Annotated in this window: 8 protein-coding genes; 6 read left to right on the forward strand and 2 right to left on the reverse strand. The window is 65.1% G+C overall.

The genetic code is table 11. The annotated features are described in order from the left end of the window. Positions 1–74: 74 nt before the first annotated feature. From XARJCFBP2528_RS00610 to XARJCFBP2528_RS00620, 3 genes are all read left to right on the forward strand, one after another. Positions 75–1955, forward strand: coding sequence for a M61 family metallopeptidase (locus XARJCFBP2528_RS00610; RefSeq protein WP_016901524.1), 1881 nt, complete (start codon positions 75–77; stop codon positions 1953–1955). A gap of 383 nt (positions 1956–2338) precedes the next feature. Beyond that, positions 2339–3730: a DNA repair protein RadA gene (gene radA, locus XARJCFBP2528_RS00615; RefSeq protein WP_016901522.1), complete on the forward strand. Its 1392-nt coding sequence runs from the start codon at positions 2339–2341 to the stop codon at positions 3728–3730. A gap of 300 nt (positions 3731–4030) precedes the next feature. Further along, positions 4031–4417, forward strand: coding sequence for a DUF805 domain-containing protein (locus tag XARJCFBP2528_RS00620; protein ID WP_016901521.1), 387 nt, complete (start codon positions 4031–4033; stop codon positions 4415–4417). A 417-nt stretch (positions 4418–4834) separates the two neighbouring features. Here the strand turns inward: XARJCFBP2528_RS00620 and XARJCFBP2528_RS00625 are convergent, their stop codons facing one another. Then, positions 4835–5614 carry a winged helix-turn-helix domain-containing protein gene (locus XARJCFBP2528_RS00625; RefSeq protein WP_026064103.1) on the reverse strand — a complete coding sequence of 260 codons (780 nt, stop codon included), beginning with the start codon at positions 5612–5614 and terminating at the stop codon, positions 4835–4837. Between the two features lie 914 nt (positions 5615–6528). Here XARJCFBP2528_RS00625 and XARJCFBP2528_RS00630 point away from each other — a divergent pair. The 3 genes from XARJCFBP2528_RS00630 to XARJCFBP2528_RS00640 all read left to right on the forward strand — a co-directional run bounded on the left by XARJCFBP2528_RS00630 (position 6529) and on the right by XARJCFBP2528_RS00640 (position 12322). Next, positions 6529–7884 carry a helix-turn-helix transcriptional regulator gene (locus XARJCFBP2528_RS00630; RefSeq protein ID WP_016901519.1) on the forward strand — a complete coding sequence of 452 codons (1356 nt, stop codon included), beginning with the start codon at positions 6529–6531 and terminating at the stop codon, positions 7882–7884. Positions 7885–8104: 220 nt separating this feature from the next. Continuing rightward, positions 8105–9973, forward strand: coding sequence for an ATP-binding protein (locus XARJCFBP2528_RS00635; protein WP_016901518.1), 1869 nt, complete (start codon positions 8105–8107; stop codon positions 9971–9973). A gap of 24 nt (positions 9974–9997) precedes the next feature. Next, on the forward strand, positions 9998–12322 hold the full coding sequence (locus XARJCFBP2528_RS00640) for a tetratricopeptide repeat protein (RefSeq protein WP_047124178.1): 2325 nt from the start codon (positions 9998–10000) through the stop codon (positions 12320–12322). 872 nt (positions 12323–13194) lie between these two features. On the opposite strand, the gene XARJCFBP2528_RS00645 is transcribed toward XARJCFBP2528_RS00640, so the two are convergent. After that, entirely contained in the window at positions 13195–14295 is a 1101-nt protein-coding gene (locus XARJCFBP2528_RS00645) for an NADH:flavin oxidoreductase/NADH oxidase (protein ID WP_047124179.1), read from the reverse strand. Positions 14296–14520 lie beyond the last annotated feature (225 nt).

Genomic DNA, 14520 nt, shown 5'->3' on the forward strand with positions numbered 1-14520 from the left:
TATGGCATACGGGGAAGCGCGGGCAGGCGCTTAGCATCGTGGGCTTGCCTGTTCCAGGTCCCTGCGGAGTTGCGATGAAGATCCCCACCTTGTTGTCCGTGTCGTTGCTGGCGGCACTGTCGTTGCCTGCGGCCGCACAAACTGCCGCGCCGCAGGATGTGCCGTTCGACGGCACCTTGAAGATCGACGTCGATGCGACCGATCTGGCTCATCGCATCTTCAAGGTCAAAACCACCATGCCGGCCCGGCCGGGCCCGATGACGCTGCTGTATCCGCAGTGGATTCCCGGCAATCACTCGCCGACCGGGCCGATCGACAAGCTCGCCGGTCTGGTGATCAAGGTCGATGGCAAGGTGGTGCCGTGGAAGCGCGACCAGTTCGATGTGTATGCCTTCACCGTGGACGTGCCGCAGGGCGCCAGCGAGCTAGTGGCCGAGTTCAAGTTCCTCTCGCCGCAAGCCCCCAACCAGGGCCGGGTGATGATGACCCCGGAGATGCTCAACCTGCAGTGGAACACCACGGCGCTGTATCCGGCCGGCGTCTTCGCACGCAACATCAAGGCCCAGGCCAGCGTCACCTTGCCAGCCGGCTGGAGCTATGCCACGGCGCTGGAGACCGACCGCCGGGTTGGCGACACGGTGACCTTCAAGCCGATCGACTTCGACGATCTGGTCGACTCGCCGATGTTTGCGGGCAAGTACTACAAGCGCGTGGAGCTGAGCGGCGGCAAGCAGCCGGTCTACCTCAACGTGTTCGCCGACGAGGCCAAGTCGCTGGAGGCCAAGCCCGAGCAGATCAAGGCGCATGCGTCGCTGGTGCAGCAGATGGACAAGCTCTACGGCGCGCGGCATTTCGACCACTACGAATTCCTGCTGGCGCTGACCAAGAAGTTGGGTGGCATCGGCCTGGAGCACCATCGCTCCAGCGAAAACAGCGGCGTGCCGACCTACTTCACCGAGTGGGACAAGAGCTGGACCGGTCGCGATCTGCTCGCGCACGAGTTCAACCATTCCTGGAACGGCAAGTACCGCCGTGGTGCCGACCTGGCCACGCCCAACTTCAACGTGCCGATGGGTGACAGCCTGCTGTGGCTTTACGAAGGCCAGACCCAGTTCTGGGGCGAAGTGATGGCTGCGCGTTCGGGCCTGTGGACGCAGGATCAGGCGCGCGAGATGCTGGCCGGCGTGGCGGCGAACTACGAGCGCGGTCGCCCCGGCATGGCTTGGCGCACCGTGCAGGACACCACCAACGACCCGACCATGTCGATGCGCCGGCCCAAGGCCTACCGTAGCTATCAGATGGCCGAGGACTATTATTCCGGCGGCCAGATGATGTGGCTGGAAGTGGACAGCAAGCTGCGCGCGCTGACCAACAACAAGCGTTCCATCGACGATTTCGGCAAGGCCTTCTTCGGCATGAAGAACGGCGACTGGGACGTCAACCCGTACACCTTCGACGACATCGTCGCCACGCTCAATGGCATCGCCGCCTACGACTGGGCGAGCCTGTTGCGCAGCCGCATGGACGGGCATGGTTCCTTGAACGGCGGTATCGAAGCCAACGGCTGGAAGCTGGTCTACAACGAGGAGCCGAACCTGGCCACCAAGGCCGACGAGAGCGACGACAAGGACGCCAGCCTGACCTATTCGCTTGGCGTGTCCCTGAAGGCCTCTGGCGATATCGGCGATGTGCTGTGGGACGGCCCGGCCTTCAATGCCGGCCTGATCGCCGGCAACACCATCGTGGCGGTCAACGGCCGCGCCTTCAGCAGTGAGGTGATCAAGGACGCGATCAAGGCGGCCAAGGGCACCACCGCGCCGATCGAACTGCTGGTCAAGCGCCTGGATCGCTACGACACCGTGCGCATCGATTACCACGGCGGCCTGCTATATCCGCATCTGGAACGCATCCCCGGCAAGCCGGATCACCTGAGCGAGTTGTACAAGCCGCGCTGAGTGGCGGCCGCCGGCTCGCAGCCGTTGAAGCGGGCAATGGCAAGACCTGGAGCTACATGACCGGCTGCGATCGATCATGCGGCTCCAGACGCTGGTCTTGGTCGGTACCGATGCCGGTGCCGACCGACCAAAAGACATCGCGCCAGCCAAACGCTCGGCGCCATCGATGTCCGAATGAAAACGCAGCAGCAGGCATGCGCGGTTGCATCCAGTCCTGCGCCGCCGCAGCCTGGCCGATTCCCGATTCCCGATTCCCGATTCCCGATTCCCGATTCCCGAATCCCGAATCCCGAATCCCGAATCCCGAATCCCGAGCCAGCGTCGCGCATCCTGAGACCGACGCCGACTATCCTGTCGCTCCAGAAGCGATTGGTTAACTGACGATGGCGAAGGCGAAAACGGCCTATGTCTGCGGCGAGTGCGGCGCCGAATACAATAAGTGGCAGGGGCAATGCACCGAGTGCGGGGTGTGGAACACGCTCAGCGAGATCGTGCTCGAAAGCGCCACGCCCGGCGGCAAGGCCTCGCCTGCGGCATCGCGGCGTAGCGGCTGGGCCGGCAAGGCCGAGGCGCCCAAGATCACCGCGCTCAAGGACGTGCAGCAGTCCGAGCAGGCGCGCGTGTCCACTGGCATTGGCGAGTTTGATCGGGTACTGGGCGGCGGTCTGGTCGAAGGCGCGGTGGTGCTGATCGGTGGCGACCCCGGCATCGGCAAGTCGACGCTGTTGCTGCAGGCGCTGGCGAGCATGGCCAGCACGCTGCCGGTGCTGTACGTCACCGGCGAGGAATCGCTGGCGCAGGTGGCCGGGCGCGCGGTGCGGCTGGATCTGCCGTTGGAGGGCCTGAACGCGCTGGCCGAAACCGGCATCGAAAACATCCTGCAGCATGCCAGCGTGGCGCGCCCGAAGCTGATCGTGGCCGACTCGGTACAGACGCTGTGGACCGAGTCGCTGACTGCAGCGCCGGGCTCGGTCAGCCAGGTACGCGAGAGCGCGGCGCGGCTGGTGCGCTATGCCAAGGAGACCGGCACCGCGGTGTTCCTGGTCGGCCATGTGACCAAGGAAGGCGGCATCGCCGGCCCGCGCGTGCTGGAGCATATGGTCGATGCGGTGCTGTACTTCGAAGGCGAGAGCGGCAGCCGGTTCCGGCTGTTGCGCGCGTTCAAGAACCGCTTCGGTGCGGTTAACGAGCTGGGCGTGTTCGCGATGGGCGAGAAGGGCCTCAAGGAGGTCTCCAATCCGTCGGCGATCTTCCTGTCCGGCGGCAGCACCCAGCAACCGGGCAGCTGCGTGATGGTCACCCGCGAAGGTACCCGTCCGCTGATGGTGGAGGTGCAGGCGCTGGTGGACGCCTCGCCGCTGTCCAATCCGCGGCGCGTGGCAGTGGGTCTGGAGCAGAACCGGCTGGCGATGCTGCTGGCGGTGCTGCACCGCCACGGCGGCATCGTGGTGGGCGACCAGGACGTGTTCGTCAACGTGGTCGGCGGTATCCGTGTGCAGGAAACCGCCGCCGACCTGCCGGTGCTGCTGGCGGTGTTGTCCTCGCTGCGCGACCGGCCGCTGTCCGAGAAGACCATCGCCTTTGGCGAAGTGGGGCTGTCCGGCGAGATCCGGCCGGTACCCAACGGCGAGGACCGTCTGAAAGAGGCCGCCACCCATGGCTTCAAGCGCGCGATCGTGCCCAAGGCCAACGCGCCCAAGACCACCAGCATCAAGGGCATGGAGATCGTTGCGGTGGAGCGGCTGAGCCAGGCACTGGAAGCGGCGGCCGAGTGATGCCGGCGCAGCAGGGGAGCGACTGTCGGCACAGGCGTCGCTCTGCACGCGATGAGCTGACCCCGCCCCCCCGCGCAGTGGACGGTATGGCCGCCTGCGCCATGCCGGAATGACATCAATGAAGTTTCGGGCTGGCCGCCGCCAGCTCCGGTGACCGTCCGTCGGCCAGCAGGTCGCGATCTGCCATTCGTCGATAAGAAAACGTTTTCAGCGCAGGGCGGCTATGGCAACATGCGCGGCCCGTTGCACTGTGCACCGGATCACGGACAGCGCTCACTGCGCGTTATCAGGAGAAACACGATGGAATGGATGTTGTTGCCACTCAAGCGCTACGCCGACTTCAATGGCCGCTCGCGCCGCAAGGAATATTGGATGTTCATGCTGCTGCAGGCGATCGTCCTGCTGGTGTTGGGCGGCCTGTTCGGCATTGCGGCTGCACTGATGGGCGGCGAGAACGGTCCTGGTGCACTGGCATGGCTGGTTGCTGCCGTCATGGGGATCGTGGTGCTGGCATTGATTGTGCCGAGCATTGCAGTGACCGTGCGTCGCTTGCACGACCAGGGCAAGTCGGGCTGGTTCTATCTGATCAGCCTGGTGCCGTACGTCGGCGGCTTCATCGTGCTGGTCTTCATGTGCCTGGAAGGCACGCCCGGCCCGAACGAGTACGGCGAGAATCCCAAGCAGTAACCGGGTGCAAGGCCTGATCGAACAATGGCGCGGAGACTTCTCCGCGCCATTGTCGTTTCTGGAGAGAGCCGGCCGGCGGAGGCTGTCACCAGCACGCGCGTGGACAAGTGCGGCATTCAGCTCGATTGGGCCATTTTTGATCGCCCGCAAGGGCTTACACGTCTCGCCAAGGCGTAGCAAGCAGTCGACCGGCAATACGCCAAGAGTCTGTTCGTGTTTTCAATACATTCTTGAATTGTTTAGCGGATACGTTTTTCCACTCGGCGTGGGATCTGGCGAACGCCTCTTCCAATTAATGCCTGACCAGATCAACGCATGGCGGCGGACGACTCACTGCAACGCACGGTCCGATAGCAGGCGCGCAAGCGCGGGTCGACGCCGATCGCTGCGCTGCCGCTTTTGCAGCGCTCACATCGGTCAACAGGCCGCAGCATGATGGGCGGTGCTGGGGCTGATGGCCTTGCCGGGCGCATCCTTGTCAGGCGTGGCAAGTTCCAGCTTGTAACCATGCGAATACACGGTTCTGATGCGCACCATGCCGCTGTGATTGCACAGCTGCAGCTTCTTGCGCAGCTTGTAGATGTGCTGCTCCATCGTGCGATCGGTGAACTCGGTGTGGCTACCCCAGACCGCCTTGGCCAACTGGCAGCGGCGGAAACACACGCCGGGGCTGGAAAACAGCAGCCAGGCGATCGAGAACTCGCGTGCGGTCAGCACGATCGGCTTGCCGTGCAGATACACGGTATTTTCGTCGCGAATCAATTGGTATGGACCAACACTCAGCTGCTGGCTCTCTGAGCACGCCTCGGCCACCGGCGAAAGCGCCAATGCCGCACGCACATGCAGTTCGTGGGAATTGAACGGCAGGGCGAGTACATCGTGTGCGCCGGCGCGGTACCAGGCCAGAATGTCGTGGGCACAGTTGAAACGCCCCAGCACGATCAGCGGTGTGGGATGTCCACTGTGGCAGCGTTGCCAGGCCAGCAGCGAGCTGTCGTCCGACGCGACGCAGGTCGCGTCGAAGACCAACAGCTCGCAAGGGGAATGCCGCAGCGAGCGCAGAAGTTCGAGTTCGTCGGAAAACACCGCAAAACTCGGGGCGAGCGGTGCGAGGCTCGCCTTGACCTGCGATGCCAGACGCGCGTCCTGCGTCAACAGGAAAGCCGATCCTTGCTTGCTGTGAAGGCTGCGGTGCATCAGCCGGCCTTCCCATGTCTGCACACGTACCAGTCGTACGTCGGATGCCTGTTGCGGACAGCAGGCGCCAATACAAAACCCGCATGTATAGATAAGTGCATCGCCATCGCCTTTGGCTGCCAGGGAATCCGACCTGAGGTCGGACGAATGGTATGTACCATTGCGGAGGCAGAAAGTTTCACTGCTGCGTACTTTTCTTCGGCTTTGGGTTGGCCGGCTTTAACGTGCGCTCATTTAAGCGCAATGCAGCTCTTACATCTAGGGTATGCGTGGCGGGGTAACTAACAAAATTCCGACATCGAACAATGCGCCGGAAGGTCGATCCGGTAAGACGACAGCTGCGATCGTCTAGTCCATTAAATGGCGTGTCCAGGTCTATACCACGGTATTGCGATTTGCTCGCGTTTGAAGCGCGCATGGAATATCGGGGCAATCCGTCGATGTAATGGAACGCGGTAGCTGTCGTTTTGAAGTGCATCTTTCATTGACTGAAATACCGTGCACGTAGCATTGGCACGTCATGCCAGGACAATGGTTAAGCCGCGCAGAGTCCGGGCGTTCGAGTGGGCTCCACGATTCCGCTTTGGGCTGCCGTCTTGTCTTCAGTACGGCTTCGCATGGCGTGCAATGTCTCGTGCACGCCACCGCCGGTGGTATGCAAAAAGTGCCCTTTATCTGCACCCCGAGTAACTGGCTTGCCGGACCACAGAGTGAGGATTTTTGATTTTCTTAGTGCCTTCGAGTGAGAAATTCCATTGGATCCGCTGCATACAATCGGTTGCGCCAGCCAGACCGGCGCATTGTTGTTTTTGCTCATCCCCCCTATGAGAGAGCCAGGCATGATCCTTCCAACCTACTTCGCGGCGATCTCTGCGTTGTCGTACGCAGACCGTCTTCCTACCTATACAAGCAGGATGCTGGTTGGTGCCTGGCCGCAAGGTCTGCAACATCTTCAACAACGCCGCGACGGCCAGGCCGCCGCGGATGGCGCCGACGATGAAGTCAGCCTGCTCGGCGCCAGCGGCGATGCATTGTTGATCCTCGAGTATCAGGAGGAGGCCGAAGATGCCTATCGCCACGCCTTGAAGGCAATGCGAGGGCATCAGCGCCAACTGCGGCTACTGTCTTGCCGCAATACCGCCTGGTTGATGCTGAGCCAGCGCCGCCTGAGTGCTGCATTGAACTGCTTCGCACAGCTGGCGATGGACCGCGAGACGCCGGCCTGCCTGTGCGGGGAGAGCCTGCTGGGCAAGGCGATGACCCACTTCCATCTGGGCCAGAGCACGCTGGCGCTGCAGACGTTGGAGCGGGCCAACGAAGTGCTGGCGGAACTGGACGGCGGCGCAACCGAGTGGTTGCGCATCGCCAACGCGCTGCGCCTGGACATGATTGCGCAGTTGCGCATCCGTCGCGCCGACCGGATGAGCGACCACGTGTTCTGGCAAGCCACGCTGCGACAGGAGGATGCGGCCCACGCGTTCGAGCCCAACGAGTTGCGCGCCTGCATCGCCGATCTGGCCGAGAGCATGCCGGTGCTCGCACAACGCATGCGCCACGTGCGTAATCTGCTGCGCATTGCCGGTGGCGACACCTTCGGTTTCGATGCGCAGATCGATGCGCTGCCGGCCGCCGCCACCGGTTGCCCGCCATGCGCCCGGCAGGATGCGCAGGTGGAGCTGGCGCTTGCCGCATTGGCGGTGGGACGCGCCGATCTGGCAGAGCGCGCCCTGGCCGGTGCCGGCCGGCACCACGCGCCGCGCTGGAATCTGGAGTTCGAGTATTGCCAGGCCAAGATCAGCCAGGCGCTGGGCAAGACCGAGCAGGCGCTGTTGCTGTACAACCGGTATGCGTTGGGCGCGGTGCAGTGCCTGCGCAGCGAGGTGCAGGCGCCGCGGCTGTTGGAAAGCGGCACGCCGGCACATGTCAGCGACGACATCTCCGCGCGGCTGCCGGCCAAGTACCGACGCGCCTACGCCTACATGATCACCAATGCGCACCGCTCGGATCTGTCGATCAACGAGGTGGCCGCGCAGATCGGCGTGACCGGGCGCGCCTTGCAGCAGGCGTTCAAGTCCGCCACCGGGCTGTCGCCGACCCAGGTGCTGCGTCGTTACCGGATGCAGAGCATTCGCGACGAACTGCTGGCCGAAGGCGGCTGCGGCAGCGTGCTGCAGGCGGCGAGCCGCTGGGGCGTTGGCAGCCGCTCGGCCCTGGCCAAGGGCTATCGGCAGCATTTCAATGAGGCACCGATGGAAACCTTGCAGCGGTAAGCCGTTGCGCGCCACGGCCGTGCGTCGACGCAGGCCGTGGCGCGTCGTTTCCCAAGGGTGCGCTGCAGTGGCGACGGAACCCCAGCCACGCGCTGGAAGCAGCCATAGTGTGACGCGCGTGCGTGTGGCGTGGCTTGCGGCTATCCTGTATGGCTCGCACTGCCACCCAGGACGGCGCGTCCGAGGATGGGCGTGGCGGCCAAGGAAACGACGAACGATCATGCAAGATCACATCTCCGAGGCGACGGACGCCTCCCAGATCCGCCGCGCAGGCGTCGATCTCAACGGACTGATGTCCGTCCTCAGCAAGCATCTGTATTCCACGCCGGTGGTCGCGCTGCGCGAGCTGGTGCAGAACGCGCACGACTCGATCCTGCGTCGCCGTCTGGAACAACCCGGCTGGCAAGGCGAATCGCGCATCGAAGTGCATGCCGATGCTGCCCAGGGCATCGTGCGCATCATCGATACCGGCGCCGGGCTGACCCAGCAGGAAATTCACGACTATCTGGCCACGGTCGGCGTGGGGTATACGCGTGGCTTGCGTCAGGGAGGGCATGAGGACAGCGGCCTGATCGGCATGTTCGGGCTGGGCTTTCTGTCGGCCTTCGTGCTGGCGCGCCGCGTCACCGTGCGCACCACCTCCTACCAGAGCCCGACGCTGGGGCATTGCTATATCTCCAGCAATGCCGAGCAATACACCGTGAGTCCGATCCCGGCGCGTGCGCAGGTCGGAACGGAAGTGGTGCTGGAACTGCACGAGGACTATCTGTCGTTGGCCCAGGAAGCACGGTTGCGCGAGATCCTGTCGCGCTATTGCGCGCTGTTGCGCGAGCCGATCTGGATCGGCACCGATACCCAGGCGATCAATCCCGAGCCGCCGCCGTGGCGCATGCACGATGCGGTGCCGTTGCATCCGGTACAGGCCTGGCGGCGTCAACGCGAGTTTGCCGCGCGTTTCGAGCGCAACTTCGAACCCTTGTGCTGCATGCCGGTGCGTGCGGAGGAGGGCAGCGATGCGGTCGGCCTGCTGTGGGTACAGGACGGGGCCACCTACGGCACCAGCGACAACCGCAATCTGTCGGTGTTCCTGCGCGGCATGCTGCTGGACGACAACGCGCGCGAACTGCTGCCGCCGTGGGCGGGCTTTATCGGTGGCGTGATCGAATCCAATCGCTTGACGCCCACTGCCAGCCGCGAGGATCTGCAGCGCGATGCCACCTATACGGCCGTGCAGCACGCGCTGTCCGAAGCGCTGGTGCAGGGCCTGGCCGATGTGGCGCGTCAGCAGCCGGAAGCCTGGCGGCGCATCCTGCTGCGGCACAACGAGGCATTGCTGGGCGCGGCGCTGTGCGACGAGCGCTTGTTCGAGTTGTTGATGGAACACGTGCGGGTGCCGACCTCGCAGGGCGATCTGCCGGCGCAGCAGTTGCCGGCGCGTGGCGCGGTGCATGTGATCCTGGACAGCGACAGCGGCTTCGAAGAAATGCTGTTCCGCGCGATGGGCGTGCCTGTGGCCTACGGAAACCGCTACGCGGTGGTGCCGTTCTTGCGCCGCTGGGCGCAGGCCAAGGGCGTGCGCCTGGTCGAGCTGGGCACCGAGCAGGGCAACCGGCAGTTGTTCCAGCTGGATACGCTGCCGGCCGACGAACTGGCCTGGCTGGAACAGCATCTGGGCGATGGCGAAGCGCTGGTGCCGGCGCGCTTCAGCCCCGAGGCATTGCCGTTGGTGGTGGTGCCCGACCGCGAGGCCGAATTGAAACGCCGCCTGGAGCAGGACGAGAACGACAAACGCGTGTCCACCGCTGCGTTGCGGCTGGCCCGGCAGTTCACTGCGGGGATCGAAGCGCGGCAGACCCAGCGGCTGTATCTGAATCTCGACAACCCGGCGTTGCAGGCGCTGCTGGCGGCGCAGCGCGCCGGCAATCAGCAGGCGGCGGTGGCAGCGCGGCTGCTGCGCTCACTGAAGGTGATCGTGTCGGCGCAGGGGCGCACCCAGCCGCAGCCCGGTGCCAACGCATCGGGCGGATCGGATTTGAACCGGGCCTTCGGCGATCTTGCCGAGGCCGTGACCCAATTGCTGGCGCGCTGAGCGCCGCATCGAAGGAGCAGCACGATGGAAATCTGGAACTGGGTAGAGAAGCTGCAGGACGATCTGGGCGAGGCCGGGCAGCCGCAGAATGCGCAGCTACTGACGCGCCTGACCGACCATATCTGCGACCTGCAGATCGAACGCGCCGAAGCGCTGTTGCCCGAGGCGCGTGCGCTGGGCAAGACGCTGGCCAATCCGTGGCTGGAGGTGTTCGTCGGACATTGGGAAATGCGCAACCGGGTCGGCAATCTGTGCGAGGGCGAGCGTGCGCTGAGCGATGCGGTGACGTTGTTCGAACGCGCGCATCGCGCCGATGCGGTGGAGTGCCCGCAGTCGGTGTGCGTGACCCAGGATCTGGCCGCGTGCTATGCCAATATCGATGGTCCGGGCTGGGTGGAAGAGCGGATCGAGGTGTGCGAGGAAACGCTGGGCCGCATCGATCCGAGCTGGTCGTGCTACCAGTGCCTGAGCTGCGAAAAAGCCGATGCCTTGCTCGACGATGGACGCGGCGAGGCGGCACTGAGTTATCTGGAAGCGCAGTCGCAGACCATTGTTGCGCATGGCGGGCAGATCTACGACGGCGTGCCGGACATGCGCATCTCGATCCTGCTTTCGCTCGGGCGCGCGGAAGAGGCGCTGGCGCTGATCGAGCAGCGCGAACGCGAGGCCGCGCGCGAAGGGGCGGAGTGGGCCAACTGCAGTCAGCCGCGGCGCTTGCAGAAAGCCCGTGCATTGGCAATGTTGAATCGCGACGACGAAGCGCTGGAGGCCTTTCTGCCGTGGCGCGAGGTCGCGCCGCGCTACCGCCTGCACTGGTTGCGTGCGGTGGTGGTGCTGGTGTCGCACCAGCCCGAGCGCAATACCTGGGATCTGGGCGGCCGCCTGCAGGTGATGCTCGATCATTACGCGCAGGTCGGTGCGCATCGCATCCTGATCGACGCGGCCGAGATGGCGATCGAGCTCGCATTGCAGCGTGGTGCGGTATGGACTGCACGCCGGCACCTGGCGCTTGCGCGTGCGCACGTGCCCAAGCTGCGCCAGGACCGTGGCGCCACCCAACTGCTGGACGGGCTGGCCGTGCGTATTGAAACCGCACCGGCGGGCGAGCCGGCGCCGGTGGCCGCCGGGCAGTTGCTGGAATGGCTGGACGCGCAGGCCGAGGACGTGGCGCGTAACCCCGAGCGCGAGGCGCAGTGGTTGCTGCAGGCAGTGGCCGAGCTTCCCGACGATGCCGAGTTGGTGGATACCACGGCGTCGGCATTGAGTGCGTGTGCGGCCGACGATGAGGCGATCGCGCTGCTGTGGGCATTCGTGCAGCGGCATGCCGATCGCGAAACCAGCCCGACCTTCCGGCTGATGAACCTGCTGCTGGGCCGTGGCGATGAGGCCGGCCTGCGTCGGCTGGCGCAGCTGTATCGTCCGCTGGTGCCGGTGGCGGCGCTGTGGTGCGAGGCGCAGCTGGCCCAGCGGCTGGCCGATTGGCCGGCGCTGGAGCAGGCCTGCACCGCGTTGCTGGAATTGTCGCCAGGCTCGCATGGCGCGCGCGGCTTGCTGGGGCGCATGTATCTCAACACCGGCCGTTTTGCCGAAGCCGCCGATGTGTATCGACAGCTGACCGAGTTGATGGAAGAACCGCGCTCTGCGCATTGGGATCACATGACCGCGGCCAGCGCGGCGCAGCAGTGGGACGCGGTGCGCGCCTCGGCGCAGGCGCTCGGCATGGAGCTGAGCAGCACCGGTGGCGTGGTCGAAGAAACCTGGGGTTGGGTGATCGTGCGTTGCGTGGATGACGGCGAAGTAGCCGAGTACTACGCGCGGCGCACCGGCCCGGTCACCGCGCGTATCGTCGAAAATGCACCGGCGCATCGGCGCCAGCATGTCGGCGACTGGGTGGTGTTCGATGCGGAATTGCTGTATCCGCCGCCGGACGACGAAGCCGAGCGCGAGCGCTTCGTGCCGACCTATGCGCAGGTGCATATGCTGGAGGCGGGCGGTTACGGCAGCAGCTGGCTGGTGGATGGCGTGCATCCCGGCGAGCAGGCGATCGAGGCCCTGCGGCAGGACATCGAAGCGCGTGGCTGGAAGCTGTGGCTGCACAGCCGCGACGATTATCGCGTGGTCGATCCGGAACACGCGGACGCATTCGACCCGGAAGACGCGAGCACAGGTCTGCCGGGCGTGCTGTTCACCGTGGCGCTGCCGGAAGCGGCGCCGCCGCTGGAACTGCATCGCGTCCTGCTGGCCACCACCGCGCAGTGGGCGCACCCGATGTGCTGGCTGCGCCTGGCCGAGGCCTGCGATCAGGACCCGCGCCCGCATCTGGATGCGGTGGAGCGTTACGGGCTGTAGGGCGGCGATCAAGCTCGTCGCGCATTAGCTGCTGACGCGGCCGCCGCCGGGATTGGGCATTCGGGATTGGCATGCGTGGTTGCGTGCCAACTGCTGCCATGTCGTCAGGAATGGTGACGTTCCGAAGGATGTGCAGCTCAGCGGGCGCTCGGTATTTCTTTCCGCAACCGACAACAACTGGTGGTGCTTGCGCGCGTGCCGGCGTGGGACCTTGAGCGGCATGGATGCCGCGCCAGAGCCTACAGGGACGTACTTGCGGCGTGTCCCACGCTGGTACGCGTGCAAGCGCCCTCGGCAGACCGAAACATTCGCGTAGAACCGGTAAATGTCGTTCGCAAGATTGATCGGTGCGCGGAGTTGGTCGGCGGCGCGGCGCCGCATCCAGTGTCGGGACACGCCGTGAATCCATCCTTGGAGGCTCGGTGGCGACATCCATGCCGCCACACGGTCCCGCCCCCGGACGCGGCACCACGCTCCCAAGATCGCTATCGCTGATCCGCAAGCAATACTTCAAGCACGTGTTGATGCCTGCGGACTTCGTGGCCGATGTAATCAGTAAGCCATCCATCTGCTGTCACGTCGCCAGGAATGGACGCTCGGAAGAACGTGCAGCTCATCTGGCTGTTCGCATTTCTTTCAGCAACCGACAACAACCGCTGGTGCAAGCGCCCGCAGCAGACCGAAGCGTTCGCATGGAACCGGCGGAGGCCTTGCACAAGATTGCCCGGTCTGCGGCGCTGGTCGGCAGCGCAGCGCCGCATCCGGTGTCGGGACACGCCGGGAATCCATCCCTGGAGACTCGCTGGAGGCGCCCGCAGCAGACCTAAGCATTCGCATGTACCGCAATCTCGCAGTCCATCGCATCTGTCCGATCAGCCGCGCTTGCCGTAACGCTCCAGCCAGTGCGCGTACGAGGGCGGCAGCACCCACGACGGGCGTTCTTCGTCCAGCGCCAACGCGGCGTGATACGGCCAATGCGGGTTGGCCAGATGCGCGCGGCCGACCATCACCAGCTCCATCTGTCCGGCGCCGACGACGCGGTCGGCTTCCAGCGGATCGTCGATGTTCCAGGACGAGGCAACCGGCAGCTGCGCCTCGCGGCTGACGCGTTCGGAGTAAGGCGCCAGCAAGGCAGGCGCCCACGGAATCTGCGCGGTCGGGGTGCTGAAGCCGATGCTCACGTTGAGCAGATCCAGGCCGCTTTGCCTGAAGTTGCGCGTCAGTGCGATGGCTTCCTGCAAGGTCTGTTCGTCGCGGCCGTCGAATTCGATCACGCCGAAGCGCGCGGTGAGCGGCAGGTGTTCCGGCCAGACCGCACGCACGGCTTGCAGCGTTTCCAGCAGGAACCGCGCGCGGTTTTCGGCGGTGCCGCCGTAGTGATCCTGGCGATGATTGGCGTGTACCGAGAAGAAGCTCTGCGCCAGATAGCCATGCGCAAAATGCAGCTCCAGCCACTGGAAGCCGGCATCGCGCGCGCGCTGCGCGGCGGCGACAAAATCGCCGCGCACGCGGTCGATGTCGTCCTGCGTCATCTCACGCGGCACTTTGGGCAGGCCACCGCCGAAGGCGATCGCCGAGGGCGAGATGGTGTCCCAGCCACGCGGGTCGCCGTCGGCGATGTGGTCGTCGCCTTCCCACGGCAGGTTGGCACTGGCCTTGCGCCCGGCGTGGCCGATCTGGATCCCCGGCACGGCGCCGGCAGCGCTGATCGATGCCGCGATGCGCGCCAGTCCCTCGGCCTGGGCGTCGTTCCACAGGCCCAGGCAACCGGGGGTGATGCGTCCTTCCGGCGAGACGCCGGTGGCTTCGACGATCACCAGGCCCGCACCGCCGCGCGCCATGCTGGCGTAATGCACCTGATGCCATGCGTTGCTGAGGCCGTCGACGGCGGTGTACTGGCACATGGGAGGAATCGCGATGCGGTTGCGCAGCGTGACGTCCTTGAGTTGATAAGGAGAGAACAGCGATGACATGGAGGGCAACCACCTGAGAAAAAGCAGGGTGCGATCAGACCATGCCCGGCCGCCCTGCAGACACCCTGTCGATGGCACAGCGCGTTGCATGCGGTGCCGGTTGTGGACAAGCGGGCCCGCCGGCGCAGCGGGCGCCTCCGCTGGCATGGGATGCGCGGTTCCGATCGGTCTGGGCCGGTGTCAGGCGCGCTCTGCCCGCAAAGCATGACCACCGTTGCGCAGCGG

The organism is Xanthomonas arboricola pv. juglandis, from assembly GCF_001013475.1.
Lineage (GTDB): Bacteria > Pseudomonadota > Gammaproteobacteria > Xanthomonadales > Xanthomonadaceae > Xanthomonas > Xanthomonas arboricola.

What these genes read in the sequence shown, in the direction of transcription:
- XARJCFBP2528_RS00610 (WP_016901524.1), top strand. Translation starts at nt 75, where the DNA reads ATGAAGATCCCCACCTTGTTGTCCGTGTCGTTGCTGGCGGCACTGTCG.
- radA (WP_016901522.1), top strand. Translation starts at nt 2,339, where the DNA reads ATGGCGAAGGCGAAAACGGCCTATGTCTGCGGCGAGTGCGGCGCCGAA.
- XARJCFBP2528_RS00620 (WP_016901521.1), top strand. Translation starts at nt 4,031, where the DNA reads ATGGAATGGATGTTGTTGCCACTCAAGCGCTACGCCGACTTCAATGGC.
- XARJCFBP2528_RS00625 (WP_026064103.1), bottom strand. Translation starts at nt 5,614, where the DNA reads ATGCACCGCAGCCTTCACAGCAAGCAAGGATCGGCTTTCCTGTTGACG.
- XARJCFBP2528_RS00630 (WP_016901519.1), top strand. Translation starts at nt 6,529, where the DNA reads ATGCTGGTTGGTGCCTGGCCGCAAGGTCTGCAACATCTTCAACAACGC.
- XARJCFBP2528_RS00635 (WP_016901518.1), top strand. Translation starts at nt 8,105, where the DNA reads ATGCAAGATCACATCTCCGAGGCGACGGACGCCTCCCAGATCCGCCGC.
- XARJCFBP2528_RS00640 (WP_047124178.1), top strand. Translation starts at nt 9,998, where the DNA reads ATGGAAATCTGGAACTGGGTAGAGAAGCTGCAGGACGATCTGGGCGAG.
- XARJCFBP2528_RS00645 (WP_047124179.1), bottom strand. Translation starts at nt 14,295, where the DNA reads ATGTCATCGCTGTTCTCTCCTTATCAACTCAAGGACGTCACGCTGCGC.